This is a genomic window from Streptomyces sp. NPDC058671, assembly GCF_042716475.1.
Taxonomy (GTDB): Bacteria; Actinomycetota; Actinomycetes; order Streptomycetales; family Streptomycetaceae; genus Streptomyces.
This window is the reverse complement of sequence record NZ_JBHXSA010000003.1, coordinates 246,960-269,333: the sequence shown is the minus strand read 5'-3', so window position 1 is coordinate 269,333 and position 22,374 is coordinate 246,960. Positions and strand designations below refer to the sequence as shown.

The following is a 22,374-nucleotide window of genomic DNA, read 5'->3' as shown; positions in this document are numbered from 1 at the left end:
GCAAGGTCCGACGTGAGGGGGACCCCGGTTCCACCCCCAGGCCGATGTGTTCGGAATGTCCGGATTCCATCATGGAAGCATGACCGCGACGACGTTCACCCTCGTGACCTCGATCCCCCGCCCCCGCGTCCGCCCCCTCGGCACCGCCCTGCGCGCGATCCGCGCCTTCGGCGGCGCCGCGGCCGCAGTCACCCTCCTCGGCGACTACGGCCCACCGGAGGCCGGGGTCAGGAACCCGCGCCCCCGGTACGCATCGGAGCCCGACTGACGGGGGACGCGCGGCCGGGCCCTGACGAGGGCCGCCTCACGGCGCCCCGACCCCGACCCGACGGCCCCGACCCGACGGCCCCGACCCCGGTCACCTCACGGCGCCAGCAGCTCGTCCGCGTCGACGATCCGGTACGCGTACCCCTGCTCCGCCAGGAACCGCTGGCGGTGCGCCGCGAAGTCCTGGTCGATGGTGTCCCGGGCGACCACCGAGTAGAAGTGCGCCTGGTGCCCGTCGGCCTTCGGCCGCAGCACCCGGCCGAGCCGCTGCGCCTCCTCCTGCCGCGAACCGAACGTGCCCGACACCTGGATCGCGACGGTCGCCTCCGGCAGGTCGATGGAGAAATTCGCGACCTTCGACACCACGAGCACACTGATCTCGCCGGTACGGAACGCGTCGAAGAGCTTCTCCCGCTGCGCGTTCGACGTCTCGCCCTTGATGACCGGCGCGTCCAGGTGCTCGCCCAGCTCGTCGAGCTGGTCGATGTACTGCCCGATGACGAGGATCTGCTGCCCCTCGAACCTCTTCACCAGCGCTTCCGTCACCTTCCGCTTCGTCGCCGTCGTCGCGCAGAAGCGGTACTTCTCCTCGGCCTCGGCGGTCGCGTAGGCGAGCCGCTCCGAGTCGGTCAGGTTGACCCGGACCTCGACGCAGTCGGCGGGCGCGATGTAGCCCTGCGCCTCGATCTCCTTCCACGGCGCGTCGAACCGCTTCGGCCCGATCAGCGAGAACACGTCGGACTCCCGCCCGTCCTCCCGCACCAGGGTCGCCGTCAGGCCGAGGCGCCGCCGGGCCTGGAGGTCGGCGGTGAACTTGAAGACGGGCGCGGGCAGCAGATGCACCTCGTCGTAGACGATGAGGCCCCAGTCCCGGGAGTCGAACAGCTCCAGATGCGGGTAGACGCCCTTCCGCTTGGTCGTGAGGACCTGGTACGTGGCGATGGTGACCGGCCGGATCTCCTTCCGCGTCCCGCTGTACTCGCCGATCTCGTCCTCGGTCAGCGACGTCCGCTTCACCAGCTCGCTCTTCCACTGCCGGGCGGACACGGTGTTGGTGACGAGGATGAGCGTGGTCGCCTTGGCCTGCGCCATCGCCCCCGCCCCGACGAGCGTCTTGCCCGCACCGCAGGGCAGCACGACCACCCCGGAACCGCCGTGCCAGAACCCCTCGACGGCCTGCTTCTGGTACGGGCGCAGGGCCCAGCCGTCCTCCGCGAGGTCGATCCGGTGCGCCTCGCCGTCCACGTACCCGGCGAGGTCCTCGGCCGGCCAGCCCAGCTTCAGCAGCGTCTGCTTGATCTGCCCGCGCTCCGAGGGGTGCACGACGACGGTGTCGGCGTCGATCCGCTCCCCGACCAGCGGCTGCACCTTCCGCGACCGCAGGATCTCCTCCAGGACGGGCCGGTCGGTGCTGGTCAGGACGAGCCCGTGGGTGGGGTGCTTGGACAGGGTGAGCCGCCCGTACCGGTCCATCGTCTCGGCGATGTCGACGAGCAGCGCGTGCGGCACGGGATAGCGGGAGTACTCGACGAGCGCGTCGACGACCTGCTCGGCGTCGTGCCCGGCGGCCCGGGCGTTCCACAGCCCGAGCGGCGTCAGCCGGTACGTGTGGATGTGCTCAGGGGCCCGCTCCAGCTCCGCGAAGGGCGCGATGGCCCTGCGGCAGGCGTCGGCGAGCTCGTGGTCGACCTCCAGGAGCAGGGTCTTGTCACTCTGGACGATGAGCGGTCCACTCACGTGATCAGGTCCTTCCGACACCGTGCCGTTCCCGTAACGGCCAATCCTCCAGTGTGCCTGATGCGCGCACCCGAGCACGGGGAGCACCGTGGACGAGCACGCGGGCGCCGGGAACGTCCCCACCCCGCCGCTGACGAGGACCGCCCCTCACACCTGGTCGTCGGCCAGTTCCGCCACGCCCGTGATGCGGTGCAGCGGGTACGTGCGGACCTCGTCGGCCGTGTGGTCGTAGCCCGTCACGAAACCGCCCTCCACGCGGACCGGGGCGATGACCCGCTGGCTCGCCGCGCCGTCCGCGTTGACGTAACCGATCCACACGGCCGAGCCGGTCATCGCGGCGGCCTGCACGGTCGCGAGCGTCTCGGCGGCGGAGGTGCGGGGGAGCGCACCCGCCGCCGTCGCCGCCGCCGGTTCCTTCCGTACCGCCGTCGACGCCCGGTCGCCCGCCCGGATCGCCCGGACCGCCGCGCCAAGCAGCGTCGTGTCGGGTGCCGGCGGCCCGTCGGGCACCGGCACCGGAGCCGTACGGGGGGGCGTGCGGTACGCGTCGGCGCGGGTGATCAGGACGTCGCCCTCCGCGGACTCGGCGGCCGGCGCGTACCCCATCGACCGCAGCCCGTCGAGCAGCGACGTCGGGTCCGTCTGCGCCGCGAGGACCGTCGGCGCGAGGCGGCGCAGCCCGAGCGGGGCGGACCGCCGGTCGGCCAGGATCTCGCCGAGGACCGTGTCGTCGTCGCACCGCACGTACGCGGACGCCGCCCCCACCCGCAGATGCCCGTGCCGTCTCGCCACGTCGTCGACGAGGTACGCGAGCGGCTGCGGGACCGGCGTACGCGAGTGCGCCTTCAGGAAGTCGTGCAGGTCGGACGCCGTCCGGCCGGAGTCGAGCGCCCGCCGCACGGACCCGGGTGTGAACCGGTAGACCGTCGCGCCACCCTTCGACTCCACGTCCGCGAGCACCGCGAGCGCGTCGGCGAGCGGGCGCCGCAGCGGCCCCGGCGCCACCGCCGTCAGATCGGCCTGGAGCAGGACGTGGTCGACGGCCTCGGGCAGCAGCGGCGCCAGGAGGGCCGCCGCCCGGTCGGCCGCCACCGACAGCTCGACGCCACCGCCCGGAGCCGTGGCCGCCGCTGCCTCCGCGAGCGGCAGGTTCAGCAGTGCCCGTGCCGGACCCGACAGGGCGCCCCGGCCCGTGAGCCCGAGGAACTCCGCCTCGGCGAGCGTCCAGCGCGCGAGCCGCGACCGCAGATCCCCGGCCCCGACGCCGTCGCCCTCCGACGCGGCCTGCGCCGCCCCCCGCAGCGGCCGCTCCCACCGGAGACGGGCGAACAGCGTCTCCGGGTCGACGGCGGACCCCGGCGCCAGCGTCGCCAGGAGCGCGAGCACCCGGTGCCGGACCTCGGGCGCCGGCGCCCGGTCCAGATCGGGGCCGAGCGCGGCGAGCGTACGGCCCTTCGCGTCCTGCCCGCCGACGAGCCCCGCCGTGCGGGTCGCCGTCAGCCACGGCGTGACGAGCAGCGCCCACCGCTCGGCGGGCGGCAGGTCCAGCCAGTGGTCGTAGGCCGGCGTCGGCGCGTACCGCTCGTCCGCCTCCCCGTCCGAGGCCAGCAGCCCCGCCCCGTAACAGAGTTCGAGCCAGAACGCGGCCGTCTCCTCCGTCACGTCGAGCGTCGCCGCCGTCCGCTTCAGGTCCCGCACCGCGAGACCCCCCGCGCGCAGCACCTGCGGGCCGCCCCTGTCCCAGGACTTCAGCAGCTCCTCGACGGTCGCGAGCGCCACGTGCGCCTGCCCGGCCGCGGCACTGTCCACCACCTGTGGACGGTACTCGCGCACCACCCCCAGCGCCGGCGGCACCGGCTCCGGCGACCGGTGCGCCCGACCGCCCCGCAGATGCAACGCCACCTCACGCGGCAGCACCATCGTCCGGGCCGACACCGGAAGCAGCATGCCCCGGTCACGCAGCCAGCGCACCGGAGGCGCCGGGTTCGCCGTCACCTCGCCGTACGGCGGACCCCACACCAGCCGGTCCAGAACCGCCAACGCCTCGGGGGACGCCGTGTCGAGCAGCGCGCCCATCCGCGCCCGGTCCGTGAACAGCTCCGTCAGGACCGCCACCGCCGACACCGGATCGTGCGTCGCCGGCAACCCGACCGCCGCGACGATCTCCTGCACCCGGCCCGGCGACATCCCCGACGTCGCCTCCGCGACCGTCGGCCCGAGACCCGTCGGCGACGGATGCTGCGCCGACGGCGCCAGCAGCTCCCGCGCCGTCCGCACCAGCCGCAGCCGGTCGTCCTCACCCCACACGAGCGCCTGCTCGCGCAGCATCGCCACCGCGCCCGGCAGCGCAGCCTCGATCTCCGGATCCCCCTCGTCGCCGGACAGCAACGCCAGGAGTACGGGATACGGGGTCGGGTCCGGGCCGACGGCGAGCGCCTCCGCCGTCTGGAGGGCGAACCGGTCGAGCCGCTCCAGGGCCCGCACCACCGAACCCCGCGTTCCGGCCCGGGTCGCGAGCTGCGTCAGGTCGTTCGGCACGGGACTCACCAGGTCCGGCCGGGCCCGCAGCAACGCGGCGAGCCCCTCGTCACCCCGTGCGCGCAGCGCCTCCGCGAGTGTGCGGGGCGCCGCGGCGGCGCCAGTTACCTCGGGCACGTGCGCCTCCCGGTCGAGCTCACCGATCCCCATCCGCCCCACGTTAGCCGCTGTCCAGGCGCTAACGTCGGGCCGTACCGGGCGAACCGGCCGTGGAGGGGCACCGTGGGGATCGAGAGCGACCAGTTGGTCTACGACTATCTGAGCCGGGTCGGCGACCTGGCCCAGCAGCGCCAGCTGCCGGCGAACGACCGGATGCGGCTGGTGTCGACGCTCCGGAACGAGATCGACCGGCAGCGCGCCACGAACGGCGAGGAGAGCCCGACGGCGGTACGAGGCATCCTCGGCGCCCTCGGCACACCGGACGAGGTGGTGGAACGAGCGGGCGCCCCCGGAAAACCACCGTCCGTCCCGAAGCCGCGCGGGCGGGCGCGCGGGGCACGGCGGGCGGACCCCGGACCGGGGTCCGCGGCGGCGGGGCAGGACGCGGGAGGTCCGGGCGAGGCGGCGGGGCCGGGCGGGGAGGCGCGGTCGGGCGAGGCGCGGAGGTCCGCCGGCCCGGGGTCCGCTGCGGCGAGGTCCCCCAGGTCGGGGTCCGCTGCGCCGCGGTCCGCCAGGCCGGGGTCCGCCGTGGCGAGGTCCGGCGCGGCGGCTGACGGCATGGCCGGGGACGGCGCGGCGGGTGACGGCGTCGCCGCCGTCGAGCCGGACTGGTGGCGCTCCGACGCCGCCGACCCGGGGGAGGGCTTCGCGGGGTTCGTCGGCGGGGTCGAGCGCCCGGACCTCTTCGAACCGCCTGCCCCGGACGAGGACGAGACCGGGGCCGGGGCAGGCGGGGCGGACGGGAAGGGGGAGTCGCCCGGGCCGGGCGGGCGCCGCCGCCTCGCCCGTATCCCCCGACGCCGCAGGCGCGAGGCCGCCGTGGCGGAGCCCGAACCGGCGCCCGAGGCCGCCGCGCCCGTCTCCCGTCTCCGCGTCCGGAGCCCCTTCGTCCTCCTCGCCGCGCTCCTGCTGCTCGGCGGCGCCGTCTTCGGCTCGCTGATCGCGCTGGCCGGAGGCTGGCTCCTCGCGTACGCCTCCCGCCGCCTGACCCCCGGTGAGGTCAAGACCGCCGTCCTGGTCATCCCGGGCCTCGCCGCCGCGTCGGGCGTCGCCTGGCTGTGGGGCCGGGTGGAGGGCCGCTGGGGCGAACCGGTGACGGCGGGGGGAGAGGCGATGGGCGCGGCGATCTCTGAGACCTGGCCGTGGACGCTCCGGGGGGCGGCGATCGCGTCCGCGCTGTTCCTGCTGTGGCGCGCCAGAAGGCACTGAACCGCCGGGCGCACCCCGCCCCGGCGCCCACCCCGCCGGGGCGGGCGCGGTGCCGGGCCTCCCAGCCGTCCCCGCGCTCAGCCCGCCCCCGTCTCCACTTCCACCCCCGCCCCCCACGGCGCCCCCGGCACCACCAGGGGTGACCCCGTCACCGGGTCAGGGACGACGATCGACGTCAGGCCGAAGACGTCCCGTACCAGCTCCTCCGTGACGATCTCCGCCGGCGGGCCCTCCGCGACCACCCGCCCCGCCTTCATGGCGATCAGGTGGTCGGCGTACCGGGCCGCCTGGTTCAGGTCGTGGAGGACGAGGACGACGGTCCGGCCGCGTACGCGGTTGAGGCGGCGCACCAGGTCGAGGACCTCCACCTGGTGCGCGATGTCCAGGTAGGTCGTCGGCTCGTCGAGGAGGAGCAGGTCCGTCTCCTGGGCGAGAGCCATCGCGATCCACACCCGCTGTCGCTGACCGCCCGAGAGCGCGTCGACGGGCCGGTCGGCGAGCGCGGTCACGTCGGTACGGGCCATGGCGTCGGAGACGGCCCGCTCGTCCTCCTCCGACCACTGCCTCCACCAGGCCTGGTGTGGCTGCCGGCCGCGCGACACCAGGTCGGCGACGGTGATCGCCTCGGGCGCGACGGGGGTCTGCGGCAGCAGCCCGATGGATCGGGCGATCGCCTTCGTCGGCAGCTTCGCCAGTTCCTCACCGTCGAGGAGGACCGCGCCGCCCGCCGGCCTCAGGAGCCGGCCGAGGGCCCGCAGGGTGGTGGACTTACCGCAGGCGTTGGGGCCGACGATGACGGTCACCTTCCCGTCGGGGACGGCGAGGTCGAGTTCGTGGACGACGGTGCGGTCCTCGTAGGCGAGGGTCAGCTCGCGCGCGGTCAGCCTGCTCGTCATGCCTTGCCTTCCGTACGGCTCCGGACGATGAGCCAGATCAGATACGGGGCGCCGATCGCCGCCGTGAGGACTCCCACCGGCAGTTCGACGGGGGAGAGGAGCCGACGGCCGAGCAGGTCGGCGAGGACCACGATCGCGGCGCCGGTGAGCGCCGAGCAGAGCAGCGGGATCTGCGCGGTCCTGGTCATGCGGCGGGCGATCTGCGGGGCGAGGAGCGCCACGAAGTCGACGGGCCCCGCGACCCCGGTCGCCACGGACGCGAGGACGACGCCGACGGCGACGAGCCCGAGCCGGACCCGGCCGAGCCGTACGCCGAGCGCGGTCGCCGTGTCGTCGTCGAGGGACACGGTCCGCTGGGCGCGGGCCGCCCACAGCACGGCGGGCAGCAGGAGGAGCAGCGTCCAGCGGACGGGCGCGGACTCGTCCCAGCCGCGCCCGTTGAGGGAGCCGGTCATCCAGATCTGCGCCTGCTGGGCGACGAGGTAGTCGCCCTTGGTCATGAACAGGGTGGTGAGGGACCGCAGGGCGATCGCGAAGCCGATGCCGATGAGGACGAACCGGGTCGCGTGCAGCCCGCCGCGCCAGGCGAACGCGTACACGAGCGCGGCGGCGAGCACCCCGCCGGCGATGGAGAGGTACGGCAGCACGGTGTACGAGGTGAGGCCGAAGGTCATCGCGGCGACGGTGACGGCTCCGGCGCCCTGGCTGATGCCGATGATGTCGGGGCTGGCGAGCGGGTTGCGGGCGACGGTCTGGATGAGGGCGCCGGCGACACCGAAGGCGGCGCCGACGGCGAGGGCGACGACGAGCCGGGGCTCGCGCAGCTCCTCGACGACGAACGTCGACGGGGCATCCTGCCCGAGCAGGATGCGGACGACCTCGCCGGGCGCGACGAACCGCTCACCGACGCAGAGGTACGCGACGCAGGCCGCGGCCAGGAGCAGCAGCAGGCCCAGGGCGACGAGGGCGGAGCGCCGGTGGACGAGGAACGAGGCCCCCCGGACCCGGACGAGCCCGTACCCGTCGGGCTTGAGCCCGACGGCGCCCACGCGGGCACCGCCTTCCGGCGGGAGGGCCGTGCCCACACCGGCACCCCCTTCCGGCGTACGGCTCACGCCCCCGTCGGGCCCGCCTTCCGGCGTTCGGGTCGTCCTCACGCCGGCACCGCCTTCCGGCGTACCAGGGTGACCAGGAACGGAACGCCGATGAGCGCGGTCATCACCCCGGCCGGCACCTCGCCCGGCGGGAACACGACCCGCCCGGCGACGTCCGCCACGAGCAGCATCACCGGCCCGATGACGGCGGCCATCGGCAGGACCCAGCGGTGGTCGGAGCCGACGACGGCCCGCGCGATGTGCGGGACGGCGAGGCCGACGAAGGCGACGGGCCCGGCGGCGGCCACGCCCGCCCCGGTGAGGACGGTCGCGCCGACCCCGCCGACGATCCGCACGGTCGCGACCCGCTGCCCCAGCCCCTTGGCGACGTCCTCGCCGAGCGCCAGCGCGTCGAGCCCGCGCGCCACGGACACGACGAGGACCGCGCCGACGAACAGGAAGGGCCAGATCTGGCCGACGAGCTGGGCGTCACGGCCGTCGAGGGAGCCGATCTGCCAGAACCGGAACTCGTCGAGCGCGGAGGCCCTCGTGGTGAGGACTCCGGTGGTGACGGACAGCAGCAGCGCGTTGATCGCGGCCCCGCCGAGCGCCAGCTTCACGGGCGTGGCCCCGCCGCGCCCGCTGGAGGCGATGGCGTGGACGGCGACGGCGGCGAGCGCGGCGCCGGCGAACGCGAACCACACGTACCCGGTGAGGCTGTGCACCCCGAAGAAGGCGATGGCGAGGACGACGCCGACGGAGGAGCCCTGGCTGATGCCGAGGATGCCGGGGTCGGCGATCGGATTGCGGGTGATGCCCTGGAGCGCGGTGCCGGCGAGGGCGAGCGCGGCGCCGACCATCAGCCCGATGAGGGTCCGGGGGACGCGGAGCTGCCGTACGACCTCGGCATCGGGGCTGGTACCGCCGTGCAGCAGCGCGTCGAACACCGTGGACGGGGCGATGGCGCGGGCGCCGACGGCCAGGCTGAGGAGGACGGCGAGGAGGAGGGCGACGAGAGCCGCGGAGGTCGCGAGGACCCGTCTGGTACGGAAAGCGGCTGGCATCAGGACCCATCGGGTGGTGCGGCGGCGGTGCGGGTTCGGTACGGCTCGGCCGGTGAGGCCCGCCTCAGTGTAAGCAGCACCCACCTGGGGACGACCGGCCCGGAGGTCCCCCAGAATGGGCCCCATGACGACCCCCGCGACCCCGCCCCCGCCCGCGTCCCCGCTCACCGTCGGCTTCGACCTCGACCTGACGCTGATCGACACCCGCCCCGGCATCAAGGCGGCCTGGGAGGCCTTCGCGGCCGACACCGGTGCCGTGATCGACGCGGACCTCGTCGTGACCCGTCTCGGTCCGCCTCTCGAACACGAGATGGCGTACTGGTTCCCCGAGGAGCACGTCACGGAGATGACGGCCCGCTACCGGGCGCTGTACCCGGCGTACGCGATCGCGCCCTCGCATCCGATGCCGGGCGCCCGGGACGCCATCGCAGCCGTCCGCGAGGCGGGCGGCCGCACGATCGTCGTCACCGCGAAGAACGGCCCGCACGCCGAACTGCACCTCACGTACCTCGGCATGGAGCCGGACGCGGTCGCCGGCGGCCTGTGGGCCGAGGGCAAGGCGGAGGCCCTGCGCGCCCACGGCGCCCAGGTGTACGTGGGCGACCACCTCGGTGACGTCCGCGGCGCGGCGAAGGCCGGCGCCCTCTCGGTGGCCGTCGCCACCGGCCCCTGCACCGCCGAGGAGCTCAAGGAGGCGGGCGCGGACGTGGTCCTGGCGGACCTGACGGACTTCCGTGCCTGGTGGGAGGGCTACCTGGCCTGAGCGGGCGCGGCCTGCCCGCCCCGGGCCTGGCGCCGCTGGGCGGCGATCGACCGCAGCACCCCGGCGCCGGCCAGCGCGAAGCCGACCCCCATCAGCATGGAGACGCAGTACGCGACGGTGGGGAACGGATCGGTGCCGAGGAACAGCGGAGCCACGGTGACCAGCGTCGCCAGTGCGCCGACGGCGAAGACGACGACACCGGCCTTGACGAGGCCGTCACCCGGGGCGCTGTCGTTCACCGGTGCGGCGGGGGTTTCACTACGCATCCCGCCAGGGTAGTTCCCAGGCCACAGGAACACATCGGCGACGTCTTGTCACCGGCCTCCGGACCATTAGCCTTGGTGCCGGCGGGGCGGTCGACCCGCTGTTCGCTATCCCCATCGACGAGGACGAGGACGAGGACAGACGTGCCTACCGGCAAGGTCAAATGGTTCAACAGCGAGAAAGGCTTCGGCTTTCTCTCCCGTGACGACGGCGGCGACGTCTTCGTCCACTCGTCGGTGCTCCCTGCCGGAGTCGACGCACTGAAGCCGGGTCAGCGGGTGGAGTTCGGCGTCGTCGCAGGTCAGCGGGGTGACCAGGCGCTGTCCGTCGTCGTTCTCGACCCGACGCCGTCCGTCGCCGCGGCGCAGCGCCGTAAGCCCGACGAACTGGCGTCCATCGTGCAGGACCTGACGACGCTCCTGGAGAACATCACGCCGATGCTGGAGCGTGGCCGCTACCCGGAGAAGACCCAGGGCGCCAAGATCGCGGGGCTGCTGCGGGCGGTCGCCGACCAGCTCGACGTGTAGGGCGGGCGCGGCGGACCCGGCCCTACGGGAACGACAGCGCGTCCGGGCCGAGGGGCGGTACGAGTCCCTCGGCCGCGGCGCGGGTGAGCAGCCCCCGGACCGCCGCGTAGCCGTGCTCGCCGAGGTCGGCGGTGAACTCGTTGACGTAGAGGCCGATGTGCTGGTCGGCCACCTTGGGGTCCATCTCCTGCGCGTGCTCCAGGACGTACGGCCGTGAGGCGGCCGGGTCGTCCCAGGCCATCCGTACCGACGCCCGGGCGGCCCCGGCGAGCCGCTGGAGCGTCTCGGCGCCGAGCGAGCGGCGGGCGACGATCGCGCCGAGCGGGATCGGCAGGCCGGTCGTGGACTCCCAGTGCTCGCCCAGGTCGGCGAGGCAGTGCAGGCCGTAGTTCTGGTACGTGAAGCGGGCCTCGTGGATGACGAGCCCCGCGTCGACCTTCCCGTCGCGCACGGCGGGCATGATCTCGTGGAACGGCATCACGACGACGTCCCCGACCCCGCCGGGCACGTTCTCCGCCGCCCACAGCCGGAACAGCAGGTACGCGGTGGAACGCTCGCTCGGCACCGCCACGGTCTTCCCCGCGAGATCGGCGCCGTTCCCGGCCAGGGGGGTCCCCCCGCTCGTGCGCAGCCGGGAGTGGGGGAGGGTGAGGACCAGCGGCCCGCAGCCGCGGCCGAGGGCGCCGCCGCAGGGCAGCAGCGCGTACTCGTCGAGGATCCACGGCAGCACCGCGTACGACACCTTCAGGACGTCGTGGGTGTCGGTGCCGCTCTCCGCCCAGCCGTTGGTGACGTCGATGTCGGCGAAGGTCACGTCGAGGCGGGGGGCGCCGGGTACGCGGCCGTGGGCCCAGGCGTCGAAGACGAACGTGTCGTTCGGGCAGGGCGAGTAGGCGATCTTCAGCTTGGTCACGACGGCTCCAGCTCCACGAAGACGGTCTTGCCGAGCAGCCGGAAGGCGTGCCCCAGCGATTCCAGGGCCTCGCCGATGCGCCAGGCGGTCCGGTCCCGGGGCCCGACGGCGTTCGACACGGCCCGGATCTCGACGACGGGGACGCCGTACGCGGCGGCGGCCTCGGCGACGCCGAAGCCCTCCATCGCCTCGGCGACGGCCCCCGGACGGCGCTCCGCGAGTGCGGCGGCGCGGCGGGCGGTACCGGTGACGGTCGAGACGGTGAGCACGGGCCCGACGGTGTGCGGCAGGCCCCCGGCGCCCAGGACGGCGGCGATACGGCCGGTCAGGGCCTCCGGCACGGGATGCGCGGACCGCCCGAAACCGAGCTCCTCCACGGCGAGGTAGCCGTCGGGGGTCTCGGCGCCGAGGTCGGCGGCGACGATCGACGCCGAGACGACGACGGAGCCGACGGGCGCGCGGGAGGGAAATCCGCCGGCGATCCCGGCGGAGACGATCAGGTCATAAGGGCGGCCCGCGCCGCTTCCGGTCAGCGACGCGTACGCCAGAGCGGTCCCGGTCGACGCGGCCACGGCGGCCGGACCGACCCCCCCGACCAGGACGTCGACCTGGACGTCGGCCGGGGCATCGCCCCTGGCGGGGCGGGGGACGGAGTCCCTGTGACGGCGCAGCACGAGACCCCCCGGCAGCGGAAGGAGTTCCGGGCCGTCGAGGCCGAGGCCGGCGGTGACGGAGTCCGCCTCCGCCGCCACGGCCGTCACGATCAGGATCCGGTGGGGCACCGGAGGATCAGGATTCCTTCTTCAGCTGGAAGTGCCAGACACCGGTCAGCTTCTTGCCGGTGTTCTCGACGATGGTCACCTGGGCCTTGTCGGTGGCCTCGCCGGTCTGGCTGGAGAAGAAGGCGCTGGCCGGAATGGTCCGGTACGTCTTCTTGTACGGCTCGGGTTCGGCCTGCTGGCCGCCGAGGAAGATGGTCCAGCCGTTGTCCGCGATCTCGGGGTCGACCCCGAAGCGGATCTTGTCGTCCATCGCCACGGAGATGGACTTCTCGGCCTTCTTGTTGAGGCACTGCTGGATCTGCGACTCCTTGATGGCGTCGCCGTCGTTGTAGCAGGCGGCCTCGGAGTGGACCGAGTCGGTCCCGACCGTCAGGGTCGCGAGCGGAGTCGGCTTGTCGCAGGCGGAGAGTACGAGGAGCCCGGCGGAGACGGCCCCGAGGGCGACGGCGGCCCGGCGGCGCGAGCCGGAGAAGAACGCAACGGTCATGAGCCGAAGGCTATCGGGCCGCCGCGTCCGCGCCACGCGGGGGTACGGCGTGCCGCCCTCCGGTCCGGGACGGGCCTACGCCACCCGGGCCTTCGGACGGCCCTCCGACCCCGGCCGGCGGCGGGCCGCGCCCAGCAGGCCGCGTACCGCGAGAAGCGCGCCGAGGCCGAGGATCCCGGCCGCGACGGCCATGCCCAGCGTCCCGTTCAGCGGCAGCGCGATACCGATCGCCCCGCCCACCACCCACGCCATCTGCAGGGCCGTCTCCGAACGCGCGAACGCCGACGTCCGCACCACCTCCGGCACGTCCCGCTGGATCAGCGCGTCAAGGGACAGCTTCGACAGGGCCTGGGTGAGGCCGGCGACCGCGCCCAGGACGGCGACCATCACCCCGCCGAAGAACACCGCCGCACAGACCGCCGTACCCAGCACCACGCTGATCATCGTGGCGATGATCACCTCGGGACCGTGGCCCCGGTCCCGGAGCAGCGACCCGACCGCCGTCCCGCACGCGTTGCCCACGCCCGCCGCCACGCCCACGATGCCCAGCGACACGGCGGCGCTCTGCCCCGACAGCGGGTGTTCCCGCAGCAGGAACGCCAGGAAGAAGATCAGGAAACCCGAGAGCATGCGCTGTGCCGCGTTCGCCGCCAGACCGTGCAGCACCGACGGCCCCACCGTCCGCAGGCTCGGTCTCTTCTCGCCGTGCGTCAGCAGGTGCGCCCGCCGCTCACCCTTCGCCGAGTCCACCTTGGGCGGCATCCGCCACGCCCAGAACGCCCCGAGCAGGAACAGCGCACACGCCCCGTAGAGCGGCCAGCCCGGCCCGACCATCTGGAGCCCCGCGCCGATCGGCGCGGCGACCCCCGTCGCGAGCAGCCCGGCGAGGGTCACCCGCGAGTTCGCCTTGACCAGCGAGAACGTCGGTGGGAGCAGGCGTGGCACGACCGCGCTGCGCACCACCCCGTACGCCTTCGACGCCACGAGGACGCCGAGCGCCGCCGGATACAGTTCGAGCCCTCCGGTCGCCACCGCCCCCGACATCATGATCGCGAGGACCGCGCGGGTGAGCATCGCCCCCGCCATCGCCGCCCGCCGCCCGTGCGGGATGCGGTCCAGAAGCGGACCGATCACCGGGGCGAGCAGCGTGAAGGGCGCCATGGTGACGGCCAGATACAGGGCCACGCGCCCCCGGGCCTCGTCCGTCGGCACCGAGAAGAAGACCGTGGACGCGAGAGCGACCGTGATCATGACGTCCCCGGCGCCGTTCACCGCGTGCAGCTCGATCAGCTTCCCGAGCCCGGACTCGCCCGCCCCGTGCGCGTGCGTGGCCTTCCTGATGCCCCGCGCCGTCCCCGTGAACGGCAGGTGCAGGGCACGACCGACCAACCGGCCCGCTCGGCGGAGCGGTCCGGCATGATCTTCGGATCGTGCGGGAGACCGTGCGGCTGCCACCCCGTCATAGTGCCCCACGCGCACGCCGGACGAACCGTGGCGCGGCGGACGAGACGCCCCGGAGGTGCCCCGCCGACGGGTTCGGACCCGCCCCGGCGGGCCCTGCGGCCACCCGTGATCCGGGCCACTTGGGGCGGGCAGGTGGGCTGAGGCCCGCGAACGGGGTAGCGTGCGTAGCGCGTCACCGGCGGAAGCTCTCGGCCGCGCGCCTCTTCGGCATCCCGCAGAATGGATGACGATAGGTGTGCCCGAGACAAGCGAGACACGTCGGGTGCGCGGACGTCGATGCGGCCCACAGGTCCGCTCCGCCCGCCGCCCGTGGCTTCGCTCCCGCCCCTCGGCCGGCGCACCCGTGAGACGGCGTAGGAGAGAAGCGAGACCTGTGAGTGCTGCGACGACGCGAAGCGGTACCCCGCGTACCCCGCGAGCCACGCGTATCCCCGACCGCCTGTGCGCCGAGGCCGTAGACCTCGCGCGGGAGGCCGCCGAGGAGGCGGCCGCCCCCGGCATCGTCGGCGCACACGTCGAAGTCGTCGCGGAGGGTGACCGCGTCGTCACCCACTACTTCGAGTCCAAGGAACCCGGCTACCGGGGCTGGCGCTGGGCGGTCACCGTCACCCGCGCCTCCCGCGCCAAGAACATCACCCTTGACGAAACCGTCCTGCTGCCCGGCTCCGACGCCCTCCTCGCCCCCGAGTGGGTGCCCTGGAGCGAGCGGCTGCGCCCCGGGGACATGGGCCCCGGCGACCTCCTCCCCACCGAGGAGGACGACCTGCGCCTGGAGCCCGGCTACACCGGCGAGGACGCGCCGCCGCCGAACTCGGCGCTGTCCGAGGAGCTGACGGACCACCTCGACGTCGAGGACGCGGAGATCGTCACCCGCGTGCCCTCGCGCGGCGCCATCGCCGCCGTCGCCGAGGACCTCGGCTTCCGCCGGGCCCGCGTCCTGTCCCGGTACGGCCTCCACCTGGCCGCCGACCGCTGGGACGAGGCCTTCGGCCCCCGCACCCCGATGGCCCAGGCCGCCCCCGCCACCTGCGAGTCCTGCGCCTTCCTCGTGCCGCTCGCCGGCTCCCTCAAGCAGGGCTTCGGCGTCTGCGCCAACGAGTTCGCCCCCGCCGACGGCCGGGTCGTCTCCCTCGCGTACGGCTGCGGAGGCCACTCCGAAGCCGCGATCATGCCGACCCCGCCCCGCCCGGCGCCCCCGGTCCACGACTCGATGGCCACGGACGCCTTCCCCCTCCGCCCGCCCAAGGACTCCGGCTCGACGACGGAACCGGACGACTTCTCGGAGGACCTGGGCCACTCGTAGCCGCCCTGCGTCCGCGCCTGCCCCACACCCCCGGGACGTGCTTCCGCGCGCCCCGGGAGCGGGACGTGCCCGGGCGCACGGGCAGGTCGGAGCGCGGTACCTTCGGGCCCGGACCTTCGGGTCCGGCACCCGCCCCCCCCCCCCCCCCCCCGCGCCCCGCACCGCAGAGTGGAGTCAGACGTGAGCGTCAGCGTCCGGACGACGACCGACGGAACCGACCCCTTCGGCACCGCACGGCTCCGGCAGGGCGTGCTCGACGCCTGGGGCGCCTCCCCCGCCCGGTTCCGTGAGGACGCCAACGCCGAGGAGGACCTCGCCCTCGGCGGCTACCGCGACCGCCTCGTCGTCGAACTCGCCCAGAACGCCGCCGACGCCGCCCACCGCGCCGGCGTCCCCGGCCGCCTGCGCCTCACCCTCCACCCGGCGGACCCCGACGGCCCCGCCGCCCTCGCCGCCGCCAACACCGGCGCCCCCCTGGACGCCGCCGGCGCCGAGTCGCTCTCCACGCTCCGCGCCTCCGCCAAGCGCGAGCAGACCCACGGCGCCGTCGGCCGCTTCGGCGTCGGCTTCGCCGCCGTCCTCGCCGTCACCGACGAGCCCGCCGTCCTCGGCCGCCACGGCGGCGTCCGCTGGTCCCTCGCCGAAGCCCGCGAACTCGCCGCCGACGCCGCGGGGCGCAGCCCCGGCCTCGGCGACGAACTGCGCCGCCGCGACGGCCACGTACCCCTCCTGCGCCTCCCGCTGCCCGCCGAGGGCTCGGCCCCCGAGGGCTACGACACGGTCGTCGTCCTCCCCCTCCGCGACACCGCCGCCCGTGACCTCGCCGAACGGCTCCTCGACTCCGTCGACGACGCCCTGCTCCTCACCCTCCCCGGTCTCGCCGAGATCGTCGTCGAGACCCCGGAGGGCGTACGCACCCTCACCCGCTCCGACGACGACGGCTACGTACGGATCGAGGACACCGCCACCGGCGTCCACCGCTGGCGGACCGTCACCCACGGCGGCCCCCTCGACGCCGGACTCCTCAAGGACCGCCCGGTCGAGGAACGCCTCCGCCCCCACTGGTCCGTCACCTGGGCCGTACCCGTGGACGCCGACGGCGCCCCCCGCTACCCCCGTACGACCCCCGTCGTGCACGCCCCCACCCCCACCGACGAACCACTCGGCATCCCCGCCCTCCTCATCGCCTCCCTGCCGCTCGACACCGCGCGACGGCACCCGGCGCCCGGACCGCTCACCGACTTCCTCGTGCAGCGCGCCGCCGACGCGTACGCCGAACTCCTCGCCGACTGGCAGCCGGTGACCACCGCCACGCTCGACCTCGTCCCCGGCCCGCTCGGCAAGGGTCCCCTCGACGGGGCGCTGCGCGAGGCGATCCTCGACCGGCTGCCGCGCGTCGCGTTCCTGGCGCCCGCCGCCCCCACCGAGGAACTCCCGGCGCTCCGCCCGATCGAGGCCGAGGTCGCGGAGGGCGCGGGCGCGGACACCGTCGGCGTCCTCGCGGAGGTCTTCCCGACGCTCCTCCCGGCGGGCCTGGAGCGGCGCCCGGAGCTCCGCACGCTCGGCGTCGGCCGTGTCCCCCTGACCGAGGCGATCGACCGCCTCGCCGGCGTGGACCGGGCCCCGACGTGGTGGTGGCGCCTGTACGACTCCCTCGCCGGCGTCGACCCGGACCGCCTGACGGGCCTCCCCGTCCCCCTCGCGGAGCCGCAGGAGGGCGGCGGCGCCCGTATCCGTACGGCCATCGGCCCCCGCCAGGTCCTCCTGCCGCAGGACAGGACGCCCGCCGAACTGACCCGGCTCGGCCTGAAGGTCGCCCACCCCGAGGCCGCCCACCCGCTCCTGGAGAAGCTGGGCGCCCTGCCCGCCACGCCCCGCGCGGTCCTGACGACCCCGCAGGTGAGGGCGGCCGTCGCGGCCTCCCTCGACGCGGGCGAGATCTGGGACGAGGACGGGGACGCGCTCGACGCGGACGAACTCGCCGAGACCGTCCTCACCCTCGTACGGGACGCGGACCTGGAGCCCGGCGAGGAGCCCTGGCTGGGCGCGCTCGCCCTCCCCGACGAGGACGGCGAACTCTCCCCAGCGGGCGAACTGGTCCTCCCCGGCTCCCCCTTCGCCTCCCTCATGCGCGCCGACGAACTGGCCCACGTGGACGCCGACCTGGCCGCACGCTGGGGCGAACAGCCCCTCGCCGCCTGCGGAGTCCTCGCCACCTTCGCCCTGGTCCGCGCCACCGACCTGCTCCTCGACCCGGACGAGGTCGAAGCACGCGACGGCGACTACCCCGAGCCGGACGACGCCGGACTCCTCGACGCGGTCGACGTGTGGTGCGAGGACGTCCTCGACCGGCTCCCCGAATCGCCCGTGCCGCCGGTGGCGACGGAGATCGTGGCGGTACGGGACCTGGACCTCGTCGACGACGACGCCTGGCCGCAGGCGCTGGCGCTCCTCGCCCGGCCCCCGCTCCGCGACGCCCTGACCCAGCCCGTACGGGTCCTCCTCCCGGACGGCACGACCGAGACGGTCCGCTCGTACACGGCGTGGTGGCTCCGCGACCACCCGGTCCTGGACGGCCGCCGCCCGGCGGGACTGCGCGCGGCGGGCACGGACCCCCTCCTCATCGGCCTGTACGACTCCGCCGACGCCACCGGCTTCGAGGATGAGCAGGTCCTCCGCGCCCTGGGCGTCCGCACCTCGGTCGCGGCCCTCCTCGACGAACCGGGAGGCGCGGCGGAACTCCTGACCCGCCTCGCGGACCCGGACCGCGAGGTGTCGGCCACGCAACTCCACGCTCTGTACACGGCCCTCGCGGACCTGGACCCGGAACAGGTGACCCTCCCGGACGAACTGCGGGCGGTCGTGGACGGCACCCTCGTCGTCGTCGACGCCTCGGAGGCCCTGGTGGCCGATGCCCCGGACCTCCTGCCCCTGACGGCCGACCTGCCCCTGCTCCCGGTGTCGCCGTCCCGCGCGGCGGACCTGGCGGAACTGCTCCAGGTGCGCCGGCTGAGCGAGACGGTGGAGGCGGAGGTCACGACGGAGGGCGAGGAACACGAGGTCCCGGACGCGATCCGCACCCTCCTGGGCCCGGCCACCCCCTCCTCGTACATCGAGCACGAGGAACTCCGGGCGGCGGACACGGAACTCGACTGGCGCCGCACCCCGGACGGCGTGATCCACGCCTCCACCCTGGAGGGCGTAGCGGCCGCCCTGGCCTGGTCCGCAGGCCAGTGGCCCCGCCGCTTCGAAGTGGCAGCCCTCCTGGAGGACCCGTCGAGGACGACGGAACTGGCACGGGACCGCTGGTTCGACTGAGGCCGGGGGAGGCTCCGGGGCGGCCCTGCCTGCCCGGTGCCCGGGGGTGGCCACCCCCGGAGCGGGTGGTCCGTTCGCTCACCGCCGCCCTGCCGCCCGCGCACGTGCGTCGTCTCGCCGGGGTGAGCGTCCGGGATCTGCTGGACGAGGAGGCCCGGGCGGAGGAGGACGCCGCTCACGTCCCCGACGGTCGGGGCTGCTCCGGCGGAACCGAGCTCTCGGCGTCCGCCATCCACTGGTCCAGGTCGGCCTGGGTGAACTCCGTCCACGGGGGGATCCCGGGGAGCCGACGGAGGAGGTCGTAGGCCTCGGGGATCCGGGGGCCGCGCAGGACCGGGCAGTGGCAGCCGGCGATGACCTCGGCGTCCATGTGCTGGAAGTCGTCGACGACGCTCCCGAACTTCTGAGGGTCCAGGAGCGCGACCCAGGGAGCGACCAGCCTCCCGCCGAAGAACTGGCCGTCGCGGAAGTCGTCCGGCGACAGCGCCGCCGTTTCGGGCATCGGGGCCGGTACGTTCGTGGCGAAGGTGTCGACGGACCACAGGACGTGGCTCTTCCGGTCGAAGAGAGCGCGGGTCGTGGGGTTGTCGTACAGGGGCGGCCGTTTGGCGACCAGGGTGCGGTCGCCCGCGTCGATCGTGTCGCCGTCGATCATGAAACGGCACCGGTTGATGGGCGTCTCCCACTCCTCGGCCATGCGGCCGAGGGAGAACCACGTCGTCAGCAGGGTCGCGTTCGGGCATGCGGCGAGGACCGCCAGCAGGTTGCCCGCGTGGTCGCGGTCGTCGTGGGTGAGGAAGATCCACCGTACGTCCAGGGGATCCACGACGGACCAGGCCGCCTCCAGCCACTGGGCGCGCACCGCGGGCGCCCCGGTGTCGACGAGGACCGGTTCCGCTCCCCGGATCACCATCGAGTTCATCGGGAAGTGGCCGACCGGCGGGGCCTCCAGGGCCCACGGGATGACGAACGTCTCCTCGGCGATCCTGTACGGCTGCAGAAGGTCGAACGTGTCCGTGGTGGTCATCGCCGTTCTCCCTCACGCGGAGTCGCCGCAGCGCCTATGCATCCAGTGCAGCCCCGCGCCGGGCTGCCGTCAAACGCAGGTCCTGACCGGTCGGATCCGGGCTTCTCGCGCGGTCGCCCCTACGCCGGGAACCTGCGGTCCACCCACCGCCACGTGACCTCCAGGAGCAGGCCGCCCGCCGCCGCGATGACGACCGCCGCCCACGGCATGGTCGTGCCCACGAGCCTCAGGGCGAAGAAGTCCTGGAGCCAGGGCACGATCAGCACCAGGAGGAAGGCGCCTCCCATCGTGGCGACCAGGGCGAGGCGCCACCAGGTGTACGGGCGGGCGATGATCGCCAGGACCCACAGGGAGACCAGGAAGAGGGCGAGGGTGGCGGCGCTGGTCTCGGCCTCCAGAGCGCCTGCGCCGCTGTAGTGGTGCCGGGCCAGGAGGTACGTGGTGAAGGTGGCCGCCGCCGCGATGACGCCGCCGGGGATGGCGTACCGCATCACCCGCCGTACGAAGTTCGGCCGCGCGCGTTCCTTGTTGGGGGCGAGCGCGAGGAAGAACGCCGGGACGCCGATCGTCAGGGTGGACAGCAGCGTGAGGTGGCGGGGGAGGAAGGGGTACTCCACCTGCGAGCAGACCACCAGGACCGCCAGGAGCACCGAGTAGACCGTCTTCGTCAGGAACAGGGTCGCCACGCGGGTGATGTTGCCGATGACCCGCCGGCCCTCCGCCACCACCGACGGCAGGGACGCGAAGCTGTTGTTCAGCAGGACGATCTGCGCGACCGCCTTCGTCGCCTCCGATCCCGAACCCATGGAGACGCCGATGTCGGCGTCCTTCAGAGCCAGGACGTCGTTGACGCCGTCGCCCGTCATGGCGACGGTGTGGCCGTGGGACTGGAGCGCCGCCACCATGTCCCGCTTCTGCTGCGGGGACACCCGGCCGAAGACCGCGTTCTCGTCGAGGACCTTCGCCATCTCCTCCCGGTCGGTGGGGAGGGTGCGGGCGTCGACGGTGTTCTCCGCGCCTGCCATGTCGAGCTTCGCGGCGACCGCGCCGACCGAGACCGCGTTGTCGCCCGAGATGACCTTGGTGGCGACGTTCTGGTCGGCGAAGTAGGCGAGGGTGTCGGCGGCGTCGGGCCGCAGCCGCTGTTCGAGGACGACGAGCGCGGCCGGGCGGGCGTCGGCGGCGACCTCGGGGTCGTCGAGCTCGCGGGTCGTACGGGTCAGGAGGAGGACCCGGAGGCCCTGTTCGTTGAGGTGGTCGATCTCGGTGAGGACCGGGTCGTCGGCGGGGAGGAGTACGTCCGGGGCGCCCAGGAGCCAGGTCGAGTTCTCGCCGTCGCCCTCGCTGAAGGCCGCGCCGCTGTACTTCCGGGCCGAGGAGAACGGCAGCGCCTCCGTGCACCGCCACTCCACCGTCTCCGGGTAGGCGTCGATGATGGCCTGGAGGGAGGCGTTGGGGCGCGGGTCGGATTCGCCGAGGGCCCCCAGCACCTTCCGTACGTACGTCTCGTCCGCGCCGTCGAGCATGCGCAGCTCGGTGACGTCCATGCCGCCCTCGGTGAGCGTGCCCGTCTTGTCCAGACACACGACGTCGACGCGGGCGAGGCCCTCGATGGCGGGCAGTTCCTGCACGAGGCACTGCTTGCGGCCCAGGCGTACGACTCCGATGGCGAAGGCGACCGAGGTGAGCAGGACCAGGCCCTCGGGGATCATCGGGACGATGCCGCCGACCGTGCGGGCGATCGAGTTCTTGAGGTCGTTGTCCTTGACGACGAGCTGGCTGATGATCAGCCCGATCGCGGTCGGGACCATCATCCACGTCACGTACTTGAGGATCGTGGAGATGCCGGACCGCAGCTCGGAGTGGACGAGCGTGAAACGGGAGGCCTCCTCCGCGAGCTGCGCCGCGTATGCCTCGCGGCCGACCTTGGTGGCGGTGAAGGCGCCGCCGCCGGCGACGACGAACGAGCCGGACATCATCGGGTCGCCGGGTTTCTTCACCACGGGGTCGGCCTCGCCGGTGAGGAGCGACTCGTCGATCTCCAGGCTGTCGGCCTCGGCGACGACGCCGTCGACGACGACCTTGTCGCCGGGGCCGAGTTCGATCAGGTCACCGAGGACGATCTCGGAGGTGGAGAGTTCGGCGGTCACGCCGTCGCGGCGGACGGTCGGCTTGGACTCGCCGATGACGGCGAGTCCGTCGAGGGTCTTCTTGGCCCGGAGTTCCTGGATGATGCCGATGCCGGTGTTGGCGACGATGACGAAGCCGAAGAGGCTGTCCTGGATCGGCGCGACGACGAGCATGATCACCCAGAGCACGCCGATGATCGCGTTGAAGCGGGTGAGGACGTTGGCGCGGACGATGTCGGTCGCGGAGCGGGAGCTCCGTACGGGGACGTCGTTGACCTGGCCGCGCGCGACGCGTTCGGCGACCTCGGCCGAGGTGAGCCCCGCGGCGCGGTGGATGACGGGCGGGTCGGCCGCCTCGGTCTCCCTGCCGTCCGTGTCGATCTTCGCCCGCTGAGTCATGTTCTCGACGGTACGGCCGGAACGGGGCGTTCAC

At 74.2% G+C, this 22,374-nt stretch carries 18 protein-coding genes; 6 read left to right on the top strand and 12 right to left on the bottom strand.

Annotated elements, in window-relative coordinates; all coding sequences use genetic code 11:
* The first annotated feature begins 79 nt into the window (after positions 1-79).
* Entirely contained in the window at positions 80-268 is a 189-nt protein-coding gene (locus ACFWV2_RS05615; RefSeq protein ID WP_384402061.1) for a hypothetical protein, read from the top strand.
* Positions 269-363: 95 nt separating this feature from the next.
* Here the strand turns inward: ACFWV2_RS05615 and ACFWV2_RS05610 are convergent, their stop codons facing one another.
* Both ACFWV2_RS05610 and ACFWV2_RS05605 read right to left on the bottom strand, forming a co-directional pair.
* Complete coding sequence (locus ACFWV2_RS05610; protein WP_360794676.1) at positions 364-2,004, bottom strand: DNA repair helicase XPB; 1,641 nt, start codon at positions 2,002-2,004, stop codon at positions 364-366.
* Positions 2,005-2,151: 147 nt separating this feature from the next.
* Positions 2,152-4,692: a helicase-associated domain-containing protein gene (locus tag ACFWV2_RS05605; protein ID WP_384402057.1), complete on the bottom strand. Its 2,541-nt coding sequence runs from the start codon at positions 4,690-4,692 to the stop codon at positions 2,152-2,154.
* Positions 4,693-4,764: 72 nt separating this feature from the next.
* On the opposite strand from ACFWV2_RS05605, the gene ACFWV2_RS05600 reads away from it, so the two are divergent.
* A complete protein-coding gene (locus ACFWV2_RS05600; protein WP_384402054.1) occupies positions 4,765-5,910 on the top strand; it encodes a hypothetical protein in 1,146 nt (381 codons plus the stop codon).
* Positions 5,911-5,987: 77 nt separating this feature from the next.
* Here the strand turns inward: ACFWV2_RS05600 and ACFWV2_RS05595 are convergent, their stop codons facing one another.
* The 3 genes from ACFWV2_RS05595 to ACFWV2_RS05585 all read right to left on the bottom strand — a co-directional run bounded on the left by ACFWV2_RS05595 (position 5,988) and on the right by ACFWV2_RS05585 (position 8,964).
* Positions 5,988-6,806 carry an ABC transporter ATP-binding protein gene (locus ACFWV2_RS05595; RefSeq protein ID WP_384402051.1) on the bottom strand — a complete coding sequence of 273 codons (819 nt, stop codon included), beginning with the start codon at positions 6,804-6,806 and terminating at the stop codon, positions 5,988-5,990.
* On the bottom strand, positions 6,803-7,891 hold the full coding sequence (locus ACFWV2_RS05590) for a FecCD family ABC transporter permease (RefSeq protein WP_384402048.1): 1,089 nt from the start codon (positions 7,889-7,891) through the stop codon (positions 6,803-6,805). The genes ACFWV2_RS05595 and ACFWV2_RS05590 overlap by 4 nt, the downstream gene beginning before the upstream one ends.
* Positions 7,892-7,959: 68 nt before the next feature.
* Positions 7,960-8,964, bottom strand: coding sequence for a FecCD family ABC transporter permease (locus ACFWV2_RS05585; RefSeq protein ID WP_384402045.1), 1,005 nt, complete (start codon positions 8,962-8,964; stop codon positions 7,960-7,962).
* Positions 8,965-9,079: 115 nt separating this feature from the next.
* Here ACFWV2_RS05585 and ACFWV2_RS05580 point away from each other — a divergent pair, with 115 nt between their 5' ends.
* Positions 9,080-9,727, top strand: coding sequence for an HAD family hydrolase (locus ACFWV2_RS05580; protein WP_384402042.1), 648 nt, complete (start codon positions 9,080-9,082; stop codon positions 9,725-9,727).
* Here ACFWV2_RS05580 and ACFWV2_RS05575 read toward each other — a convergent pair.
* Entirely contained in the window at positions 9,715-9,993 is a 279-nt protein-coding gene (locus ACFWV2_RS05575) for a hypothetical protein (RefSeq protein WP_384402039.1), read from the bottom strand. The two genes, ACFWV2_RS05580 and ACFWV2_RS05575, sit on opposite strands and share 13 nt — an antisense overlap.
* Positions 9,994-10,134: 141 nt before the next feature.
* On the opposite strand from ACFWV2_RS05575, the gene ACFWV2_RS05570 reads away from it, so the two are divergent.
* Complete coding sequence (locus ACFWV2_RS05570; protein WP_384402036.1) at positions 10,135-10,518, top strand: cold-shock protein; 384 nt, start codon at positions 10,135-10,137, stop codon at positions 10,516-10,518.
* 22 nt (positions 10,519-10,540) lie between these two features.
* Here the strand turns inward: ACFWV2_RS05570 and ACFWV2_RS05565 are convergent, their stop codons facing one another.
* The 4 genes from ACFWV2_RS05565 to ACFWV2_RS05550 all read right to left on the bottom strand — a co-directional run bounded on the left by ACFWV2_RS05565 (position 10,541) and on the right by ACFWV2_RS05550 (position 14,173).
* Complete coding sequence (locus ACFWV2_RS05565) at positions 10,541-11,431, bottom strand: 1,4-dihydroxy-6-naphthoate synthase (protein WP_384402033.1); 891 nt, start codon at positions 11,429-11,431, stop codon at positions 10,541-10,543.
* A complete protein-coding gene (locus ACFWV2_RS05560; protein WP_384402030.1) occupies positions 11,428-12,213 on the bottom strand; it encodes a futalosine hydrolase in 786 nt (261 codons plus the stop codon). Before ACFWV2_RS05560 ends, ACFWV2_RS05565 begins: the two co-directional genes overlap by 4 nt.
* A gap of 7 nt (positions 12,214-12,220) precedes the next feature.
* Positions 12,221-12,700, bottom strand: coding sequence for a DUF2771 domain-containing protein (locus tag ACFWV2_RS05555; protein ID WP_384402027.1), 480 nt, complete (start codon positions 12,698-12,700; stop codon positions 12,221-12,223).
* Positions 12,701-12,775: 75 nt separating this feature from the next.
* Entirely contained in the window at positions 12,776-14,173 is a 1,398-nt protein-coding gene (locus tag ACFWV2_RS05550; RefSeq protein ID WP_384402493.1) for an MFS transporter, read from the bottom strand.
* 364 nt (positions 14,174-14,537) lie between these two features.
* Between ACFWV2_RS05550 and ACFWV2_RS05545 the strand changes: the two genes are divergently transcribed.
* Together ACFWV2_RS05545 and ACFWV2_RS05540 are read left to right on the top strand one after the other, a co-directional pair.
* Complete coding sequence (locus ACFWV2_RS05545; protein WP_384402024.1) at positions 14,538-15,467, top strand: DUF3027 domain-containing protein; 930 nt, start codon at positions 14,538-14,540, stop codon at positions 15,465-15,467.
* Positions 15,468-15,635: 168 nt separating this feature from the next.
* Positions 15,636-18,785, top strand: a complete 3,150-nt coding sequence (locus ACFWV2_RS05540; protein ID WP_384402021.1) for a sacsin N-terminal ATP-binding-like domain-containing protein — start codon at positions 15,636-15,638, stop codon at positions 18,783-18,785.
* Between the two features lie 175 nt (positions 18,786-18,960).
* Here ACFWV2_RS05540 and ACFWV2_RS05535 read toward each other — a convergent pair whose 3' ends face one another.
* The gene (locus ACFWV2_RS05535) at positions 18,961-19,812 is read right to left on the bottom strand and encodes an MBL fold metallo-hydrolase (RefSeq protein ID WP_384402018.1); all 852 of its coding nucleotides are present in this window, start codon (positions 19,810-19,812) and stop codon (positions 18,961-18,963) included.
* 119 nt (positions 19,813-19,931) lie between these two features.
* Positions 19,932-22,340, bottom strand: a complete 2,409-nt coding sequence (locus ACFWV2_RS05530; RefSeq protein WP_384402015.1) for an HAD-IC family P-type ATPase — start codon at positions 22,338-22,340, stop codon at positions 19,932-19,934.
* Positions 22,341-22,374 lie beyond the last annotated feature (34 nt).